16 protein-coding genes are annotated in these 19,783 nt (G+C 68.1%); 6 read left to right on the top strand and 10 right to left on the bottom strand.

Going from position 1 to position 19,783, the window contains the following annotated elements:
- Positions 1 to 163: 163 nt before the first annotated feature.
- A complete protein-coding gene (locus B4M62_RS01455; protein WP_290704080.1) occupies positions 164 to 2,758 on the bottom strand; it encodes a DUF6049 family protein in 2,595 nt (864 codons plus the stop codon).
- A complete protein-coding gene (locus tag B4M62_RS01450) occupies positions 2,751 to 3,797 on the bottom strand; it encodes an NUDIX hydrolase (protein WP_290704077.1) in 1,047 nt (348 codons plus the stop codon). The genes B4M62_RS01455 and B4M62_RS01450 overlap by 8 nt, the downstream gene beginning before the upstream one ends.
- A gap of 89 nt (positions 3,798 to 3,886) precedes the next feature.
- Between B4M62_RS01450 and B4M62_RS01445 the strand changes: the two genes are divergently transcribed.
- Positions 3,887 to 5,329, top strand: coding sequence for a CCA tRNA nucleotidyltransferase (locus B4M62_RS01445; protein ID WP_290704074.1), 1,443 nt, complete (start codon positions 3,887 to 3,889; stop codon positions 5,327 to 5,329).
- Between the two features lie 82 nt (positions 5,330 to 5,411).
- Here B4M62_RS01445 and B4M62_RS01440 read toward each other — a convergent pair whose 3' ends face one another.
- Together B4M62_RS01440 and B4M62_RS01435 are read right to left on the bottom strand one after the other, a co-directional pair.
- Positions 5,412 to 6,335 carry a diacylglycerol/lipid kinase family protein gene (locus B4M62_RS01440; RefSeq protein ID WP_290704072.1) on the bottom strand — a complete coding sequence of 308 codons (924 nt, stop codon included), beginning with the start codon at positions 6,333 to 6,335 and terminating at the stop codon, positions 5,412 to 5,414.
- Positions 6,335 to 7,960 carry an FAD-binding oxidoreductase gene (locus B4M62_RS01435; RefSeq protein WP_290704071.1) on the bottom strand — a complete coding sequence of 542 codons (1,626 nt, stop codon included), beginning with the start codon at positions 7,958 to 7,960 and terminating at the stop codon, positions 6,335 to 6,337. The genes B4M62_RS01440 and B4M62_RS01435 overlap by 1 nt, the downstream gene beginning before the upstream one ends.
- Before the next feature lie 20 nt (positions 7,961 to 7,980).
- Between B4M62_RS01435 and B4M62_RS01430 the strand changes: the two genes are divergently transcribed.
- Together B4M62_RS01430 and B4M62_RS01425 are read left to right on the top strand one after the other, a co-directional pair.
- On the top strand, positions 7,981 to 8,619 hold the full coding sequence (locus B4M62_RS01430) for a TetR/AcrR family transcriptional regulator (RefSeq protein WP_290704069.1): 639 nt from the start codon (positions 7,981 to 7,983) through the stop codon (positions 8,617 to 8,619).
- Positions 8,620 to 8,623: 4 nt separating this feature from the next.
- Positions 8,624 to 10,159, top strand: coding sequence for a glycerol-3-phosphate dehydrogenase/oxidase (locus B4M62_RS01425; protein ID WP_290704067.1), 1,536 nt, complete (start codon positions 8,624 to 8,626; stop codon positions 10,157 to 10,159).
- Positions 10,160 to 10,190: 31 nt separating this feature from the next.
- Here B4M62_RS01425 and B4M62_RS01420 read toward each other — a convergent pair whose 3' ends face one another.
- Positions 10,191 to 10,565, bottom strand: coding sequence for a YccF domain-containing protein (locus B4M62_RS01420; protein WP_290704064.1), 375 nt, complete (start codon positions 10,563 to 10,565; stop codon positions 10,191 to 10,193).
- Positions 10,566 to 10,604: 39 nt separating this feature from the next.
- On the bottom strand, positions 10,605 to 11,093 hold the full coding sequence (locus B4M62_RS01415; protein ID WP_290704061.1) for a hypothetical protein: 489 nt from the start codon (positions 11,091 to 11,093) through the stop codon (positions 10,605 to 10,607).
- 90 nt (positions 11,094 to 11,183) lie between these two features.
- Here B4M62_RS01415 and B4M62_RS01410 point away from each other — a divergent pair, with 90 nt between their 5' ends.
- Entirely contained in the window at positions 11,184 to 12,290 is a 1,107-nt protein-coding gene (locus B4M62_RS01410; RefSeq protein WP_290704058.1) for an aminotransferase class V-fold PLP-dependent enzyme, read from the top strand.
- Between the two features lie 13 nt (positions 12,291 to 12,303).
- Here B4M62_RS01410 and B4M62_RS01405 read toward each other — a convergent pair whose 3' ends face one another.
- Positions 12,304 to 13,512 (bottom strand): MFS transporter, encoded by a 1,209-nt coding sequence (locus B4M62_RS01405; RefSeq protein ID WP_290704055.1) that lies wholly within the window; start codon positions 13,510 to 13,512, stop codon positions 12,304 to 12,306.
- Between the two features lie 48 nt (positions 13,513 to 13,560).
- On the opposite strand from B4M62_RS01405, the gene B4M62_RS01400 reads away from it, so the two are divergent.
- On the top strand, positions 13,561 to 14,190 hold the full coding sequence (locus tag B4M62_RS01400; RefSeq protein WP_414651751.1) for a YqgE/AlgH family protein: 630 nt from the start codon (positions 13,561 to 13,563) through the stop codon (positions 14,188 to 14,190).
- A 131-nt stretch (positions 14,191 to 14,321) separates the two neighbouring features.
- Here the strand turns inward: B4M62_RS01400 and B4M62_RS01395 are convergent, their stop codons facing one another.
- The 3 genes from B4M62_RS01395 to B4M62_RS01385 form a co-directional block, all read right to left on the bottom strand.
- Positions 14,322 to 15,131 (bottom strand): SDR family NAD(P)-dependent oxidoreductase, encoded by an 810-nt coding sequence (locus B4M62_RS01395; RefSeq protein ID WP_290704052.1) that lies wholly within the window; start codon positions 15,129 to 15,131, stop codon positions 14,322 to 14,324.
- 100 nt (positions 15,132 to 15,231) lie between these two features.
- Complete coding sequence (locus tag B4M62_RS01390) at positions 15,232 to 16,218, bottom strand: bile acid:sodium symporter family protein (protein ID WP_290704050.1); 987 nt, start codon at positions 16,216 to 16,218, stop codon at positions 15,232 to 15,234.
- Positions 16,219 to 16,223: 5 nt separating this feature from the next.
- Entirely contained in the window at positions 16,224 to 16,799 is a 576-nt protein-coding gene (locus B4M62_RS01385) for an SdpI family protein (protein ID WP_290704047.1), read from the bottom strand.
- A 47-nt stretch (positions 16,800 to 16,846) separates the two neighbouring features.
- On the opposite strand from B4M62_RS01385, the gene B4M62_RS01380 reads away from it, so the two are divergent.
- Positions 16,847 to 19,783, top strand: coding sequence for a leucine--tRNA ligase (locus tag B4M62_RS01380; RefSeq protein ID WP_290704044.1), 2,937 nt, complete (start codon positions 16,847 to 16,849; stop codon positions 19,781 to 19,783).

Below are 19,783 nucleotides of genomic sequence, written 5' to 3'. Positions count from 1 at the left end.
CGGCCGGGATGGGTGCGGCCGGGCTGGTCGCGGAGGAACCGCCGGTGGCCGTGCCCGAGCCGTTCCAGGCGACACACTCGGGTGGTCAGCGTCGGCCAGCGGCCCGGACAAAGGCCGGAATCCCCCGGCAGGCGCTTGCAGTTCCGGATCGGCGTCGTTGCGGTCAGTCATCGGTACCGTCCGGCGGATGCTGGGTGGATTCGCCCTGACGCCAGGAATAGTCTCGACCGGCGAGGAAGCGGTCCTGGGCACTGGCTTCGGGCCGGTCGGCGTCGGCCGGGTCGGGCGTGCCGCGCAATCGGTGCCACATCCGTCGCGCGACCAGCAGGACCAAAATGCCGGCCGCGATCAGTGTGACGACGAACAGCGGCTTGCCGTACGCGTTCGAATTGACCGACAGCTTGATCGGATCCCCCCCGAGCAGGACACCCGAGGCGGAGACGAGCGTGAACGTCACCGACGTGGATTCCGACGTCGCGGAGCGGGCCGGGAACTGAACCTGCCGGGTGCCCCGTGCCGGAATCTCGATGATGCCCACATCTCCGATGGTGAAATCGAGCGGCGCGGCGGTCTCGATGCGCACCCGGACCGGGAGGGCGAGTTCGTTGCGGGTGACCAGGAGCAGCGGGCTGCGCTCGGACACCTGGGTGTACCGGCCACCTGGATCGAGTATCGATACCGACGCCCGCATTCGTTGCAGGGTATCGGCGACCGCTGATACCCGCGCGGCCTGGGCGGTTCGGATCAATCGTGTGCGGGCCTCATTGGTCGACGCCTCGCGCGGGCTGGGCAGCGCGCGGATCAGGTCGTAGCGCAGGGGCGCCATATACCGCTCAGGAGTGGCGGCAGCGGCGTGAGCCTCACCGGCCTGGGGAACTCCCGGGCTACCGAGCAGGGAAGCCTGCAATTGCCAGGTGAGATTTGCGGAGGCGTCGATGGATCTGGCGGTTTCCGGCGCCGGCAGCCATTCGGGCGCGCCGAGAGGTGGCACCAGACGTGCCGGCCGGGGGGCTTTCGCCGTGGCCGCGACGACGGCGGGCAAGGGCGCCACCGTCGCGGCACCCGATCGCAGGAGCAATCCGGCGGTCGCGACCAGATCGACCGCATCCTCCGGCGTGACCGACCAGAACATCGGTGGCGCGATCAGTGCACCCCGCCCGCTGACCGGTAGCGGATCGTCCGGGCGGGCCGGAAAGCGGGCGTCCGGGACGACGATGGCGGGGAAGGCCAGTGCGGCCAGGGCCGACTGGCGCCGACTGACCGCTGACTCCGTGTTCAGGTCGACGCGTTGGGCATCGGGGGTGTAGGCGAGTGTGTGAGGACTAGAACCCGCAGCTCCCAGGGCCGCACTGATCGCCGGCTCGAACGTTGACACCCGAACCCGGCCGATCGCGTACTGTCCCGACGGGTCGCTCCCGCCGCGTGGGGCAATGCCGTCAGAGGCGGCAAGCGCCGTGGGCAGCTCTGCTTTGGTCAGCTCGGCGACACCGTTGTCGGTGAGGTGTCCGGCTGCGGGAAGCGCCATGCCCCGGACGCTTTTCACGCCCAAGACGGCGTCGACCAGATCAGCCGGATTATTCACCGCGAGCCGGGTCAGCGCGGTGTTGCCGACCCGGTGCAGCGCATCGAGGTTCACGCCTGCGTACGGCAGTGCGACGACACAGCGATTGGCCGCGAGAGCGGTGAGCTCGGTGAGCCAGGCTTTCGCTTCCGCCTCACCCCGGCCGGGCTTCGTCGGGCCCGCGGGTGCGGCGGGGTTGGCCAGCACGGCGTAGCCGCGCGTCATCGCCGATACCGTGACGAGCAGGTCGGGATCGATGGCCAGACACAGGCTCTCGCGGACCGCCGCGCGCGGATCGCCCGGTCCGGCGGCCTTCACCGGACGCAAGCCGACCAGCAGGTTGTAGAGCCGCCCACCGGGACCGAGTGAACGCGCGAGACTCTCGTTGACCAACAGGATTCGGTCGGTGGCTCCGGCGCCGACCCGCCCCGGAACTGTTTGCGGTGGCGCCGCGAGCGGCCACAGCATGGTGAACGGGGCGGGCGTGCTGGTGCGGGCGGCCACCGAACCGTCCGGCCCGAGCCCGCGAGCGGCGGCCGGGTCCTGGACGAATCGTCGGGCCCGATCGGGGTCGGGGGGCAGTGACAGTACGGGCAGGAGCGTGCGCGAATCCGCGACGCGGGCCGGTGCTCCATCATCGGGCGTGGCATTGAGGTTCACCAGCAACGGGTAGATGCCGGGCTCGGAAATCCGCAGCCCGGCGGCGCTGCTCAACGGCATCCGCAGGGAAAAGCCGGTCGTCGCGCCCGGCCGCAACTCGTTGGCAATAGCGCTGAACTCACCGTTGATCTCGAACGTTGCGGGATCGCCGGCAAGTTCAGTCCGCAGGTCGGCGGCTCGGCGGACCGCCGGCCCGCGTTGCAGGCGGATGGTGAGGGAGCGCAGCACGCGTTCGCCGGTGTTGCGCACCGTTCCTTCGACGACAATGGTCGGACCGGTCGTGGTGGTGACGACCGTCGGCCGAACGCCATCGATCGAAATGGTGGCGAGCGCCGTATCTGGGTGGTGGGACTCGTTCGCGCCGGCCCCGCGCGAAGGGCCGGCCGGTGCGGAGGGGGCGGCCAGCGCCGGTGCTCCCGGGCCGAGGGCGGCGACACCCGCACCGAGTAGCGCCGATCCGGCGACCAGGGCCACCAGGATCAGCAGTGCGGGCAGGGGGCGCAGCCCCCTCGAGGATCCACCAGGCACGCTAGTCACCGGGCGGCGCCGGCCGTCGACCACGTCGACGACGCCTGCGCGGTGGTGGTGGCGGCGTCGGGTCCTTGCGACGCTGGTTGCGTGCGGCGGCGGCTTTCTCATAGTCGTTGGGCTCGGTCCGGTTGCTGTCGGCTTCACTTTGTGCGAGGCGGCCCGGATCGGCGGTCAACTCGGCGATGACCCCCTCGGCCATCCGGGCCAATCGTCGCTCGTCAGAATACGTGAGCCGCTTCGGCAGTTCGACCAGCGGCACCCACGCGACCTCGGCCACCTCGTAGTCGGCGTCGGAGAGCTCGCCGCCGGTACTGCGAAGCAGGTAGTGGTGGACGGTCTTGTGGATTCGGCGTCCCTCGCTGACGAACCAGTAGTCGATCTTGCCCAGTTGGGTGATCACCGATCCCTCGATGCCGGTCTCTTCCGCCACCTCGCGCACAGCGGTCTGCTCGGCCGTCTCGCCGGTTTCGATGTGGCCCTTCGGCAGTGACCACATCATTCGGCCGCGCCGGTCGACCCGCCCGATCAGCGCCGCCGACAACTCGTCGAAGGGACGGGATAGATCGCTGACGACCAGTCCGCCGGCCGATGTCTCGCGGACCGTGCGCAGGCGTGGCGTGCGGCCGCGGCTCTTTCCGCTTTCCGTGCGCTGCTCGCCCGCCACAGCAGTTGGCGCGGGTGCAGCTCGACCTACCTTTGTGACCAGGTCAGAAGGCTTTGGCGGCAGTCGCTCGGCGCCAACGCCGGGGTCGGACCGGCCGACGAGACGAGGGCCAGGTTTGGGCTTGGCCGGGTGTGGCTGCCGGTCCGGCTCAGCTGCGGCACCCAGACCAGGTCTGCCGACAACCTCCTTGGTTCCCCGCGATCCCGATGGCGGGATCGGCACCGGCTGCGCTACCGGGACGGGAGCCGGCCCGTTCGCCGTCGCTTTGCCCCCGCGGCCCCGGTGACGGCGTCCCCGACGCCGCCTCGGCCTCGGCGGCGACGGGTCACCACCCACACCCGCGTCGTCGCGGGAAGAAGGTGACGGCTGGGCGGAGGACACGCTTCGATGCTAGCCGTCCGTAACCTCAAGTTTCCCGTGGACACCGGGGTTGCGCGGCCGTGTCAGGCGAGAGGATAGGCTGTGACCCCGTGACCGAGTCCGATTTGCGGCGCGCGCGACTACTAGCCGCAGCTGCGGTAGCGCTGCGTGACCTTGGTGACGTACTGAACCCCTTGGGACAGCGTTTCGCCGACGCGGGCCACGATTTGTTCCTCGTCGGCGGATCGGTGCGCGACGCGGTCCTCGGCAGGCTCGGCAACGATCTGGACTTCACCACCGACGCCCGGCCAGAGGCCATCGCGGCAATCCTGCAGGAGTGGGCTGACGCCGTGTGGGATACCGGAATCGCGTACGGGACGGTCAGCGCGCGCAAGGGCGGCCACCTCGTCGAGATCACCACCTACCGCAGCGACGCCTACGACCAGATCAGCCGGAACCCGGAAGTCACCTTCGGGGACAGCCTCGACGGTGATTTGATTCGCCGCGACTTCACCATCAACGCGATGGCGGTCGCCATCACCGGTGCCGGGGCCGCAGATTTCCACGATCCCCTCGATGGGATGTCGGCTCTGCTCGCCGGCACGATCGACACCCCCGCGGCGCCCGAGACCTCCTTCGGTGACGATCCGCTGCGCATGCTTCGCGCGGTCCGCTTCGTCGGACAACTGGGTTTCACACTGGCGCCGCGCGCGGTCGAGGCGATCACTGAAATGGCCGACCAGATCACCCGGATCACGCCCGAGCGCATTCGTGTCGAACTGGACAAGATGATCTGCGGTGAACACGCGCTCGAGGCGATCGACCTCCTCGTCGACACCGGTCTTGCCGATCGGGTCATCCCAGAACTCCCCGGAATGAAGCTGACTATTGACGAACACCACCAGCACAAAGACGTATACGCCCATTCATTGACCGTGCTGCAGCAGGCGATCGACCTCGAATCCGGCGACCCAGACCCGGTGCTGCGCTGGGCCGCTCTCTTACACGACATCGGCAAACCGCCCACTCGGCGCCACGAGCCCGGCGGCGGCGTCAGTTTCCACCACCACGAAGTGGTCGGGGCAAAGATGGTCCGCAAGCGCTTGCGCGTGCTGAGGTACCCGAAGTCGATGGTCGACGACATCTCCCAGCTGGTGTTCCTGCATTTGCGGTTCCACGGCTACGGTGACGGCAAATGGACCGATTCGGCTGTTCGTCGCTATGTCACCGACGCCGGTCCCCTGCTCGATCGCCTGCACAAGCTGGTACGGGCGGACTGCACGACACGAAACAAGCGTCGCGCGCGACGGCTGCAGGAGAACTACGACGACCTCGAGCGGCGGATCGTCGAGATCGCCGCCGCGGAGGACCTGCAACGCGTGCGCCCCGATCTAGACGGAAACGCAATCATGGCTCTCCTCGATATCCCGGCCGGACCGCTCGTCGGCCAGGCCTGGAAACACCTCAAAGAAGTGCGATTGGACCGCGGACCACTCGAGCGGGACGAGGCGGAAGCCGAGCTTCGGCGCTGGTGGGCGGAGCGGCAGGACTGACCGCTGCTGAGATCGGTGCAGTGGCCTGCCGTCGGCGTGACTATCACGTCGGTGGGTCGCTGGGGGCCGGATCTCAGCAGCTCTACCGTGGTACCAAGACGTGCGCCACACCCGGAAGGGTGTCAAAGGTGGCCGGCAGGCGGCCGACGAGGTCCCCGTCGACCGAGACCAGCGCCGGTGGATCCGAGGTCACCTCGATTGTCGTTCCCCGCGCTGTGCGCACCATTTCGAGATCGACATGACGGCCGCTGAAGACCGTTGGCATCAGGCGGAGCATCGTCATCCGGCTGAACCCCGGCGCCATGGTGGCCACGGTCACGTCGAGTTCACCGTCATGCACGTCGGCGCTGGGGGTGATCAACATGCCACCGCCGTACGAGCGGGTGTTGCCGATGGCGGTGAAGATAACGTCACCGTCGGTGATCGTCGTGCCATCGACCCGGACGGTGAACCGTCGCGGCCGCAGGCGGGCCACCTCGGCGATCGCGGCGACCAGGTACCGCGCCTTTCCCCGCGGCCAGCGCAGCCGGTTGGCGCGATCGGTGACATCGGCATCGAAGCCGGTCGCGGCGACGGTCACGAAGAGGACCTCCCGCTGACCGTCGGCCCCGGATAGGCGCACCCGACCGAGGTCGATGGCTTCGGACCTACCCGCGGCGATGATTGCCACCGCGCCGGGCAGATCGTTCAACGGGATACCGACCGTGCGTGCCAGGTCGTTTCCGGTGCCGGCCGGAACAATGCCCACCGGGGTCGGCGATCCGGCGGCGGCCTCTAGGGCCAGCCGCATCGTGCCATCGCCGCCGACCGCAACCAGGGCGTCGATCTCCTCGTTCGCGACCGCCTGGTCGGCCAGCCGGTGGGCATCGGCGAGGTCGGCACCGACGAGGACCGTTACCTCGATGCCGTGGGAACGCACCAGTCGCTCGACCTCGGCGGCGATCGCCAGCCCAGTGCCCCGGCGCGCGAGTGGGTTGGCCAGTACGGCCAGCGAACGGACGGGCATCAGATCAGCTTGCCCGGATTGCACACCCCGGCCGGGTCGAGTACGGCCTTCACCGCGCTCAGCACCGCCACGCCGAGATCGCCGATCTCGGCGGACATCCACGGGCGGTGGTCCCGGCCGACCGCGTGATGATGGGTGATCGACGCGCCGACCTCCGTCAGGGTCGTGGTGACGTGGTGCTTTGCGGCCAGCCACTGCTCAAGGGCGTCGCCCTCCTGGCGGTACACCACGGTGAAGTACAGCGAGGCGCCGGTGGCGTAGGTGTGCGACAGGTGGCACATCACGACGGTCGGCTCGGGCAACACCGCGGCCAGTGCAGTGGTGACGGCCGTCTTCACCTCGGCAAGCCTGGCCCACGTCGTGGCGGTTTCCAGGGTTTCGCAGCCGACGCCGATATCGAGGAGCGCATCACGCAGGTAGGGCCCGGAGAAGCGGCCGTGTTCCCACATCTGTGCGGGGCCGGGGCCGAGTGATTGTCCACCGGCGGCCGCGAACGTCTCGCGAACGACGCCGGCGCGGGCGGCAACCGCGGTCGGCGAGCCTTCGAACGTCGTGATTGCCAGGCAGCCGCCCGGGACTGCCTTGTCCCCCGACTCCCCTATCTCAGTCGGCCGCGCCAGGTTGAGGGCGGTCTCGAGTTCGTCGGAAACACGCATGACCGTCGGCATGACGCCTTCTTGTGCCACGGCGCGAAATGCCTGTGCGGCGGCATCGAAGGAGTCGAATCTCCATCCCTCGTATTCGGTGGCCGTGGGTCGGCGGTGGACCCGGACCGCGACGCGGGTGACGACGCCGAAGACGCCTTCCGAACCCATGATCAGTTGGCGCAGATCGGGGCCGACGGCGTTCTTGGGCGACCGGCCGGCCTGCAGAATCCCGCGCGGAGTGACGAGCGTGATCGCCTGGACCATGTCGTCAAACCGGCCGTAGCCCGCTGAGGCCTGGCCCGACGACCGGGTGACGGCGAATCCGCCGATGGTCGCGTACCGGAAGCTCTGCGGGAAGTGGCCGAGGGAGTAGCCTCGCTCACCGAGCAAGCGCTCCGCGTCCGGCCCGGTGACGCCGGCCCCGAGGGTGGCGACCTGGGACACCTCGTCGAGGTCGAGTAGGGCGTCCATGCGACGCAGATCCACCGACACCGTCGCGCCGAACCCGTCGGCGACCGGATCGACGCCGCCGACCACACTGGTGCCGCCGCCAAAGGGGACGACGGCGACCCGGTGGTCGGTACACCAGGTCAACAGCTGTCCGACCTGGTCGTCGGAGGCGGGTATCACGACGGCGTCGGGCGCGTCTTGGTGCGGCCGGCGGCGGCGCAGCAGATCCGGTGTCGACTTGCCGCTCGCCCGCAGGAGTCGGTCGACGGCGGCCGTCGACACCCAGTCGTCGCCGACTATCGCGCGCAGCGCGGCGAGGTCCTCGCCGGACAGGCGACTCGGGGGCACGATGACCGTCGCCGGATCGATGGTGGGCAGGGTGGTCTCGCCGGTGACACCGAGCATTCCGCGAATCAGAGTCGAGGTGCCTTCGGAGAGGGGGGCGGCCAACTCTGGGTCTCCCCAGGCGTCCCAGCGCATCGGCGGGACGGGAAAAGGGGCGCTGTTGGGGCTGCTGCCGACGGTCATGCGATACAGTGTTACATATCATGTCAATTCGTAATGACGGTTTGCGGAACCCTGCGCCCGATGATGCTGACGCGGCCGGCGATGAACTCCGAACACGCGTGCTCGATGCCGCGCGGGAAGAGATCCTGCGTCAGCGTGGCCGCAAGGCCAGCCTCGCCGACGTCGCCCGTGCCGCCGGGGTGAGTCGGCCGACGGTCTATCGGCGCTGGCCCGATCTGGACGCCGTCGTGCGCGATCTGTGCCACCGGGAAATCAACCGGATTGTCGCGGCGGTCCAGGCGACCACCCCGCTGCGCACCCGATCCGGGTTCGCCCCGGCCATCGAACAGATCGTTCTCGTCACCGGGGCCATCCGGGACGACGAGTTGTTCGCCGAACTCTGGCGCGGCCAACCCGAGTTCCTCCTCCCCTATGTCTTCGACCGCCTTGGATCCAGCCAGCGCAGCCTCCTGCGACTGATCGCCGACAGCATCGAACAGGGGCAGGGACAGGGCTGGGTTCGCGACGGCGATCCGGACAAGCTCGCGGCAATGGTGCTTCTGGTCACCCAGTCCGCCGTGCAGTCGCGGGCGGTCGTCGAGCCGATCCTCGGCGAGGACTGGTCCACTGAGTTGCACCGAGTACTCGCCAGCTATCTTGAGCACCCCGGCAAGGAGTGAACCGATGACTGTTCTGAACGCCGCGCGTCGTAGCGCAGATCTCACCGGACTGTTCGCGCGGGCCGACCCGGTCGATGTCCTCGTGATCGGCGGTGGGGTGACGGGCGTCGGCGCCGCCCTCGATGCCGCCACGCGCGGGTTGTCGGTCGCGCTCGTGGAGGCGCATGACCTTGCCTTCGGGACCTCGAGATGGAGCAGCAAACTGGTCCACGGCGGTCTTCGGTACCTCGCGTCCGGCGGCGTCGGCATCGCCCGGGAGAGTGCCGTCGAGCGACACCATCTGATGACGACGATCGCCCCGCACCTCATCAAACCGGTCCGACAAATTGTGCCCGACTACGGCGATCTCGGCACCGGGATGCTGGTCCGCGCCGGATTTTTGGCGGGTGACGCGCTGCGTCGCGTGGCGCGCACGCCAGCCGAGGTGTTGCCGGGGCCGCAACGGCTGTCGCCGCTGGAAGCGGTCGCCGCCTGCCCGACGATCCGGCGCCATGGGCTGCGGGGCGCGGCATCGACCACCGACGGGCAGCTGATCGACGATGCCCGCCTGGTCACGGCGATAGCCCGCACCGCCGCCGGGTACGGGGCGCAGATCCTCACCCGGGTGCGGGTCGTGCGGGCCGGTGGCGACGGCGCCGTCGTCCACGACGAGATTGCCGGGCGCGAATTCTCCATTGCGGCGCGGTCGGTCATCAACGCAACCGGGGTGTGGGCGGCCGGCCTCGATCAGACGCTGAGTATCCGGCCCAGCCGTGGTACCCACCTCGTCTTCGACGCGGCGGCGTTCGGCAATCCAACGGGCGCCCTGACGGTACCGATCCCCGGTTCGACCAGCCGCTTCGTGTTCGTTCTCCCCGAACAACTCGGCCGGGTCTATCTGGGGCTCACCGATGTCGACGCGCCCGGGTCCATTCCCGACGTGCCGGTGCCCGATCGCAGTGAGATCGACTTCCTGCTCGATACCGTCAACACGGCGCTCGCGGTACCCGTTTCGTCGGCGGACATCCGAGGCGTCTTTGCCGGGTTGCGACCGCTGATCGCCAGCGCCAGCCGCGACGGCAGCTCGCTCGCCGACGTCTCGCGCCGTCACGATGTGCGGGTCACCGACGGCACGATGGTCAGCGTCATCGGCGGCAAGCTCACCACGTATCGACGGATGGCCCAGGATGCGGTCGATGCCGCGGTTTCGGCGGCGCGCCTACCCGCCTCGGCCTGCGTCACGGCGTCGGTCCCGCTCGTCGGGGCGAGTGCGAGCGGCCCGGCCTGGCCCGGCCTGCCCGAATCGCTGGTGGCCCGATTCGGCGCGGAGGCGCCCAAGGTCGTCGAGGCGGCAACCGTCGACGATCCGCTGGCCCCGATTGCGGACGGGATCGACGTCACCCGTGCCGAAGTCGAGTTCGCATTCACCCACGAGGGCGCCCTCACCGTCGACGATGTCGTGCACCGGCGCACCAGGATCGGCCTCGTTCCCGCCGACGGCGAACGAGTTCGGCCCGCGGTCGGGGAAATCGCGGCCCGCATGATGAACGGCGTTGGCTGAGACGCCGGGCGGCCTCAATCCGGGTGGGCGTTTACTCGGCCGGCACGATCCGCATCCCCAGCGGCATCAGCGAGAGCGGCACCATTTTGAAGCTGGCGACGCCCAGGGGGATGCCGATGATCGTCACACACAGTGCGATGCCGGTGGCAATGTGGCCGATGGCCAGCCACCAGCCGGCGAGAACAAGCCAGAGAATATTGCCGAACAGTGACATCGCGCCGGCGGAGGGCTTGCGCTCGACGGTGCGGCCGAACGGCCATAGCGCGTAGTTGGCCATCCGAAACGACGCGACGCCGAACGGGATGGTGATGATCAGAATGCAGCACACGATGCCGGCCACGGCATAGCCGATTGCCATCCAGAAGCCCGACAAGACCAGCCACAGGATGTTCAGAATCGTTTTCATAGTCCCAAGTATGCCGGTGGCACTCTATGCCGGTGGAACTCACGGCTTGCGCCGGTGCACCCGGTCGATCGTCCCGTCGCCGTCGGAGTCGACCAGCCCGACGTCCCAGATGCCGTCACCGTCGGTGTCGAGCAGTAGCTCTCGGGATCGGCCGCTGATGATCAGCGTCGCGTCGGGCCTGCCGTCGCCGTCGACGTCGACCGGAAGCAGTTGGCGACCAGGCCGGGCCCGGTCGCCCGGCGACAGGCCGGGCGGCGGATGTGCGCGGATGCCCCAGACGCCGGTGCCGGTGTCGGTGAAGAAGGCGTCGAGGTTCCCGTCGTCGTCGAGGTCGAGGCCCGCCAGGTCGGCGACACCATCGCCGTCGACGTCGATCATGGCGTCGTCGATCAGGCCGTCCCCGTCAAAGTCGAGGCGCACCGATTCCAGCCGGCCGTCACCGTTCAGGTCGGCGTCGGCGGGCGCGTGCCAGGTGTGAGTTTCACCCAAACCGGTGCCAAAGGTGTGTGCGATGAGTGGCGGGTCCATATTGGTTGGACGCAGCAGAACGGCAGTCGGTTCCCGCGACCCGGGCCGGGGCGCAATCGGACGGCGGATTCGGGGCGATAGATTGGATTGATGTTCCTCAGCGAGCTCGGATCTGGTTGGCACGACGCGCGCATCAAGCCGGACATCGTCCACCTGGATTCGGCGTCTGCGGGCCGCTCCTCGAACGCGGTGATCGAGGCGATCAGCGGGCAGCTGTGGGAGGAGTCAAAACGGGGCTCCTACGCCGCGATGGCGGCTGCCGAGGAAGACCTGGCACACGGATCGCGGGAGCTGGCCGGGCTGATCGGCCACCAGCCCGACGAACTCGTCTACCGCGATACCGGTCGGGCAGCACTTCGTGCTCTCCTCGGGGTGGCCAATCTCCCGATGTCGAGCACGATCTGGGTGGCGCGGAATGAGTTCGGACCCAACCTGGTGGAGTTCGAGCGGCGCGGGTACGCGGTTCACACCCTGCCGCAGGTCGACGTGTACGGCCACGTCGACACCGATGCGCTTGAGAACATGCTGCAGTTCGAGCAACCCGAGTTCATTCATGTGTGCCAGATCGGGTCGGCCAGCGGTGTCGTGCAGCCGGTTGCCGAGATCGTCCGAGTCGCCCACGCCGCTGACGTTCCCGTGGTCGTGGACATGGCCCAGTCAGTGGGTCACGTGCCGACTGTCACCGGCGCCGACGTGGTCTATGGCACCAGTCGCAAATGGTTGACGGGCCCGCGCGGCGTCGGGTTCGCTGCGGTACGGCCCGATTCTCGGCTCCACGTCGACATAGCGGATATGGCTGCCGGGGCGAGTAGCGGCTTCATCGCGGGGAGGCTGGGCCTCGGTGTCGCGGTCGCCGAGTTGGTGGGGATGGATCCGGCGGGCGTGTTCGACGAGCTCGCGGCAATCGGCCGCGCGATGCGCGAGCGACTGACCGGTATCGCTGGCTGGGAGGTGTTGGAGCCCGTTGACGAGCCGTCCGCGCTGATCACGCTCGCTCCCCCGCCGGGGTTCGAGGCCGCCGACGTCGACGCGGTGGCGGTCCACCTGCGCGAGGCGGGCCTGTTGGTGACCGCCGGTGGCGCCGAACGCGCCCCGCTGATGCTGACCAACTCGGTGTTGCGGCTGAGCCCGCATCTCGATGCGACGCGGGAGGACCTCGACCGCTTGGCGGCGGAGTTGCGGACGACGGGCTGCTGAACCGGCCCGGGGCCTACCGCGCTGCGAAGGATTGTCGGCGCAGGACCACCAGCAGTGCCGTCGCATAGGAGGCGGCCCCGATGAGTACCAGCGTGACGGCTTTCCCGTCGGCCGGGACGATCAGTGCCGCGAGGGTCACGCCCCCGATGAACATCAGGTTGAACACCGCGTCTTGAATCGCAAACACCTCGCCCCGTGACTCGTCGGGAATGTCGACTTGCATGGCGACATCGCCGCACAGCTTCACGGTCTGCCCGGCCCAGCCGAGAACGGTGGCGACGGCGATCAGCACTGTCACGTCGAAGGCGAGAAGCAGCACCTGTGCGCCGATGGCGATCGACAGCGCCACCTCCAGGGCGCGGTTGCGGCCGGCGCGGTGGACGAGCAGCGGCGTGGTCACCGCGGCGAGTAGCGCGCCCACCGCCGTCGCGCCGATCAGCAGCAGGAACCGTCGCAGCCCGGTGGAGACACCGGCATGGTTGGCCATCACCAGCAGGATCATCGAATTCATTCCGAATACCCAGCGGTGCGCGCCGATGGCGCGCAGAACCACGGCCACCGGCGGGGTCCGTTCGATGAGTGCCAGTCCGCGACGCCATGCGCGCGCGAGCCCGACTCGTCCCGTCGGGGCACCCATGGTGTCCGGCCCCAGGGACCGGCCGGGGAATCCGATGGCGATGATCCCCGCGACCAGCGCCAGCACGGCCCCGATGAGCATCGCCTGCGCACACCCCGCATCATCACCCCCGATCATCAGCCGGGCACCGGCGGCGATGCCGAGACCGAGCATGACCGCGAATCCGCCCAGCGTGGTGAACACCGCGTTGACCGTGACCAGGGAGTCCCGGTCGGTTACGTGAGGCAGTGCCGCGGATAGTCCGGACGCAACGAATCTGCTAGCGCCCATCACCCCGAGCGCGGAAACGAGCACTACGGTCTCGGGTAGTCCAGAGGCGAGCAGGGCTGCGCTCACGACGATGAGCAGTGCTCGAACCACGTTGGCCCACAGCAGTACCAGTCGCCGGTCCCACCGGTCGAGGAGACTGCCGAGCAGTGGTCCCAGGATCGAGTACGGACCGAACAGGACGGCCAGACTGCCGGCCATGAGTAGCGGCGACGCCTGGTGTTCCGGATTGAATGCGATCGCCGCGAACAGCGCCGCCTGGAAGACGCCGTCGGCGCACTGGCCTGCCAGACGGGCAATCAGGAGGCGGGTCTTCACTGTTCAAGACTAGCGACGACGCCACTGGGCCCGTGCGATGATGGGGTCGTGGGCGGTGACGACTTCGAGGATCCGAAGACCGGTACCGGCGGTGGCGCCGACGGTCGGTACGGTGCGGTGCCGATCCGGGCCGGTACGCTCCTGATCGCGTCCCCGTCGCTCATGGCATCGGCTTTTGCCCGCACGGTCGTCTACGTGATCGAGCATGACGAGAGCGGCAGCATCGGCGTCGTGATCAACCAGCCGTCGCAGTCGGCGGTCTACAACCTGCTGCCCGGGTGGTCCGGGTTGGCGGCAAACCCCAAGGCGCTTTTCGTCGGCGGGCCGGTCAAGCGCGATGGCGCGTTGTGCCTGGGGGTCGCCGTGCGCGGTGCCGACCTGCACGGCGTCAACGGCGTCATGGTGGTCAGCGGCCGGGTGGTCCTCGTCGACCTCGATACTGATCCCGAGGACCTCGCCGCATTGCTGGTCGGTGTTCGGATCATGGCGGGCTACGCCGGGTGGGGCCCGGGGCAGCTCGACGGCGAGCTGGGCGAGGACAGCTGGCTTGTTGCGTCGGCGCTGCCCGACGACGTGCTGGCACCGGCGGGAACCGATTTGTGGGCGGCGGTGCTGCGGCGTCAGCCGTGGCCGTTGCCACTTCTGTCGACCTACCCCCTGGAAATTGCCGCCAACTGAACGCTAATCCCGCATGGATTCGTCCGCGCGGTACCGATCGGTGCGGGTTGGGCGAAACCGTGCGGGGAGTTGGCGGGTCTCCCCGCACGGCCCGGGTAGGGCAATCGTGGTGGATGGCAATCGTGGTGTCATCACGCCAGGTCCTGGCGCGGGGTGCGCGCCAGCAGTTGCTCCATCGCTCGCTGTTGGGCCAGTAGTAGCTCGGCGCGGTTGGCGCCGCTCATCAGCTTGGCCCGGTCGGCGTTGCCGGCAACAATCCAGGTCGGGCCGTCCTTCAGCCGGGACAACCCCTCACGCGCAACCTCCTCAGGCACGCTGACATGTAGGCCGGGGACGGCGAAGTCCAGGCCGGCCCGCTGCATCGCCGGTGTCCGGGTGACACCGAGGATCAGTTCGAGGACGTCTACGCCATACGGCTGCAGCTCCAACCAGAGTGACTCCGCGAAGCTGCGGCTGAAGGCCTTGACCCCGGAATACACGCTGAGCGTCTTACCTCCGAGGTAGCCGCTCAGCGAGCCGACCAGCAGAATTCCCCCTCGACCGGCCTCCTTCATCGCTGCGCCGTAGTGGTGCACAACCGCGAGGGGCGTGGTGATGTTGAGCCTGATCACCTGATCGAATCCCGCGAGGTCACCGGTGACGAAATCACTGCCGTAGGTGTTGGCGCCGGCGTTGTAAATCAGCAGGCCCACGTCAAGATCCGCGGTCAGCGTCGCGATGCGGGCGGGCGCGTCGCCCTGGGTCAAATCGATCGACAGTGTTCGAACCGCGACCCCGCGCTGTTCCATGTCCGCGGCGGCCCCGGCGAGGGCCTCGGGCTTCCGGGCGATCAGAACCAGATTCACACCGGCATCGGCCAGTTCGGCCGCAAATGCCCGGCCGACCCCTTCGGAGCCGCCGGCAATGACCGCCCAGGGGCCGTATTGCGCCAGATCCACCATCGTGACCACACTCCTTCGCGAGAAAATGCTCGTATGCGTAGCCAACTCAAGACTGGCATATCGACTACGGCCGGCGTGGGCCAATCATCCGGCAGGCGAGCTACTGCTCGCCGGCCTTGGCATAGCGCGTCGCGAGCACGCTGCACAAGATGAGCTGGATCTGATGGAAGATCATCAGGGGCAGGACGAGTAACCCCACCGGACCACCCGCGAACAGCACGGTCGCCATCGGCAGTCCCGTCGCGAGACTCTTCTTGCTGCCACAGAATTGGATTGCGATGGTGTCGGCCCGGTTGAAACCCAGCCGAGGCGGCAGGCTCCCGGTGACCACGAGCATCACGACGACCAGTACCGCGGCGACGGCGGCAACGCCGACGACCTGCCAGACAGTGACCTGTGACCAGATCCCGTTGCGCACGCCCTCGGAGAAGGCCACGTAGACGACGAGGACGATTGAGCCGCGGTCGACGATCTTCGTCGGCTCCGAATAGCGCTGGACCCAACCGGCGATCCATCGCCGGGCGAGCTGGCCGAGGATGAAGGGCAGCAGGATTTGCGCCATCAGTTTGATGATCGACGATGCGTCGATGTGCACCCCGGAGGCCGTGCTCATCAGCGCGACGACCAGGAGCGGGGTCACGAAGACGCCCAGCAGGTTCGACAGCGATGCGCTGACGATCGCACCGGGCACATTGCCCCGGGAAATCGAGGTGAATGCGATGGACGACTGCACCGTCGACGGCAGCAGACAGGCGAACAGCAGGCCCAGGTAGAGGTCATGACCGACGATCGGCTCGACGAGGGGGCGCATCGCGACGCCGAGGATCGGGAACACCACGAACGTGAACGCCAGAATGGTCAGGTGCAGCCGCCAGTGCGTGAGCCCGGCGATCGCCTCGCGCGGGTGTAATCGCGCGCCATAGAGGAAGAACAGCAAGGCGATCGCACCGATCACGACCTTGTCCATGACTTCGGCGAAAGATCCGCGTGCCGGGAAGAGCGAGGCGACGACGACGGCGGTGATGATGGCGACGACGAACCCGTCGAACGGCGACTTGGCGAGCAGGGCGCGCGGTGAGTAGGCCACCGGGATCAGGCCCGGGTCGGCTGGGTATCGCCCGGGATCGCTGCGCGATCGGTGTTGTCGGTGATCGCTGCGCGATCGGTGTTGTCGAAGCAGGCGTCGCGCATGTCGCAACCACCGCAGGAGGTGCCGGTGCCGCAGATGTCCACCTCGTCGGTGCCCGTCTGGGCGACATCATCGGTTGCCTCGTGCCCACCGCAACCGCATTCGGAACCGCAACCGGTCGACTCCGGGTCGGCGGGCAGTGCGGCGACCGCACGAATGGCCGTCCCCGAGAGGAGGCCGACGAGCGCCAGCGCCACGATGGTGCCGACCAGCCCGAGTACGATTCCGGCAGCGCCACGCTGGGACAGTGCGAGTCCGGCGGCGACCAGCGCGAGCATCCCGGTGGCGACGAGGCCGGGGGCGACGACCCGGTTGGCGGTGCCGAACGCCTTCTCGCTGCGCATGGTCTCCGCGCTGCGGATGCCGAGGTACCGGTTTCGGCGCAGCATACCCGTCCAGCCGGCGACGCCGAGCGCTATCCAGGCGACGCCGATGACAGCGGCGATCACCGCCACGATGAGTGCGATAACGTCGGCCACGACTACCACTCTACTTTGTGGTGCGGGCCACCATTTACGCTGGTCGGGTGACTGGATCGAACCCGAACGCCTCCGTGCCCGACGCCGCGCACCGTTACACCGCGCAGCTCGCGGGCGAGATTGAATCGCGCTGGCGCCGCGAGTGGAGTGCGCGCCGCGTCTATGAGGCGCCCAATCCGGTCGGTTCGCTGGCCGGCGACCTGAGCGGGTTCTCCCCCGACGACAAGCTGTTTGTCCAGGACATGTTTCCCTATCCGTCGGGTGCGGGACTGCACGTCGGACACCCGTTGGGCTTCATTGCCAGCGACGTTTTTGCCCGCTACTCCCGCATGGACGGCCGGAACGTGCTGCACACCATGGGGTTCGACTCCTTTGGTCTGCCCGCCGAGCAGTATGCGGTGCAAACCGGTACGCACCCGCGAACCACCACCGAGGCCAACATCGAGCGCTATCTCGAGCAGATCCGGCGGCTGGGTCTCGGACACGATGAGCGGCGCCGCGTGGCGACGACCGACGTCGAGTTCTATCGGTGGACGCAGTGGATCTTCCTGCAGATCTACAACTCCTGGTTCGATGACCGGCAGGGCAAGGCCCGGCCGATTGGCGAGTTGATCGCCGAGTTCGATTCGGGGACGCGAACACTCGACGACGGACGGGAGTGGGGCGAACTGGACCCGTCGGCGCGGCGGGCCATCGTCGACGACCAGCGGCTCGTCTATCAGAGCAACTCGCTGGTCAACTGGTGCCCTGGTCTGGGTACGGTGCTCGCCAACGAAGAGGTCACCGCCGATGGCCGCAGCGAGCGGGGCAACTTCCCGGTCTTCCGAAAGAACTTGCGGCAGTGGATGATGCGGATAACCGCCTACTCTGATCGGCTGCTCGATGATCTGGAACTGCTCGACTGGCCGGAGAAGGTCAAATCGATGCAGCGCAACTGGATCGGTCGCTCGCGTGGTGCACACGTTGACTTCGCCCTCCCCGGCGATCGCCTCATCAAGGTGTTCACGACCCGGCCGGACACACTTTTCGGTGCGTCGTACATGGTGCTGGCACCCGAACACGAACTCGTCGACGAGATCGTTGCCGACTCGTGGCCGGCTGACGTCGACCCGCGGTGGACCGGCGCCGGGAGCGCAGCGAGCGGGCCGAATGTTACCGGCGCCGGGAGCGCAGCGAGCGGGCCGAATGTTACCGGCGCCGGGAGCGCAGCGAGCGGCGCCGCCACGCCCGCCGAGGCGGTGGCGGCGTATCGCGCGGCGATCGCGGCCAAGTCTGACCTTGAGCGCCAGGAGAACAGGGAGAAGACCGGTGTCTTCACCGGCGCCTTCGCGACCAATCCGGCGACCGGCGAAGCCGTCCCGGTTTTCATCGCCGACTATGTGCTGGCCGGGTACGGCACCGGCGCCATCATGGCGGTGCCGGCCCACGATGTCCGCGACTACGAGTTCGCCACCGCCTTCGGGTTGCCGATCCGTGAGGTCATCGGCTCCGAGCAGGGCGTCGGCGCGGCGGCGTGGACCGGTGACGGGCCGCTGGTGAACTCTGGGTTTCTCGAGGGTCTGACCGTCGACGATGCCAAGACGGCGATCGTCGAGAGGCTGGAGGCGGACGGCACCGGCGTCGGCACTGTCCAGTACAAGTTGCGCGACTGGTTGTTCGCCAGGCAGCGCTATTGGGGCGAGCCCTTCCCCATCGTCTACGACGCGGACGGCAATGCCCATCCGCTGCCGGAGTCGATGCTGCCGGTTGAACTGCCCGAGGTTGCCGACTATGCCCCGGTCGCCTTCGACCCGGACGACGCCGACTCCGAACCTTCTCCCCCGCTGGCCAAGGCAACCGACTGGGTCACCGTTGAGCTTGATTTGGGCGATGGGCCGCAGACGTACACCCGCGACGTGAATGTGATGCCGCAGTGGGCGGGCAGTTCCTGGTATCAGTTGCGCTATGTGGATCCGGCCAATTCGGAGGCGCTATGCGCCAAGGAGAATGAGGCCTATTGGATGGGTCCGCGCCCGTCCGTGCATGGGGCGAACGATCCGGGCGGGCTGGATCTGTATATCGGCGGGGTCGAACATGCCGTACTGCACCTGCTCTACTCGCGTTTCTGGCACAAGGTGCTCTTCGATCTGGGGATTGTGACGAGTCGCGAGCCCTATCGAAAACTGTTCAACCAGGGCATGATCCAGGCCTATGCCTACACCGATTCGCGCGGGGTCTACGTGCCGGCCGAGGAGGTGGAGGAGCGCGACGGCCGGTTCTACTTCGACGGCGCGGAGGTTGCGCAGGAGTACGGAAAGATGGGCAAGTCGCTGAAGAACTCCGTTGCGCCGGACGATATCGCCCGCGACTACGGCGCCGACACGCTACGCGTCTATGAGATGTCGATGGGGCCGTTGGACCAGTCCCGGCCCTGGGCCACCAAGGATGTCGTGGGCGCACAGCGTTTTTTGCAGCGCGTCTGGCGGCTTGTCGTCGACGAGGAGTCCGGCGCGGTGCGCGTCACCGAAGCCGAGCCCACCGAAGGTGATCTGCGGGCTCTGCACCGGGCGATTGCCGGCGTGCGCGAGGACTTTCGCGCTTTGCGGACCAACACGGCGGGCGCGAAGCTCATCGAGTTGACCAACCACCTGACGAAGGCGCATCCCGGCGGGGCGCCGCGCGCGATAGTGGAGCCGTTGGTGCTGATGCTGGCGCCGCTGGCGCCGCATATCGCGGACGAGTTGTGGGAGCGCCTGGGCCATGCCGAGTCGTTGACGCGCGGGCCCTTCCCCGTCGCCGACGAGCAGTGGCTGGTCGAGGACTCGATCGAGATCCCGATCCAGGTGAAGGGCAAGGTGCGCAGTCGGATAACGGTGCCCGTCGATGCCGATGAGCAGACGGTGCGCGCCATCGCGCTGGCCGACGAGAAGATCGTCGCGCTACTTGACGGTGAACCGCGCAAGGTAATCGTCGTGCCGGGCCGGATGGTCAACATAGTTCCGTAG

Origin of the sequence: Gordonia sp. UBA5067, assembly GCF_002414845.1 — a bacterium.
GTDB lineage: Bacteria > Actinomycetota > Actinomycetes > Mycobacteriales > Mycobacteriaceae > Gordonia > Gordonia defluvii.
This window is presented reverse-complemented; position numbering and strand designations above follow the sequence as displayed.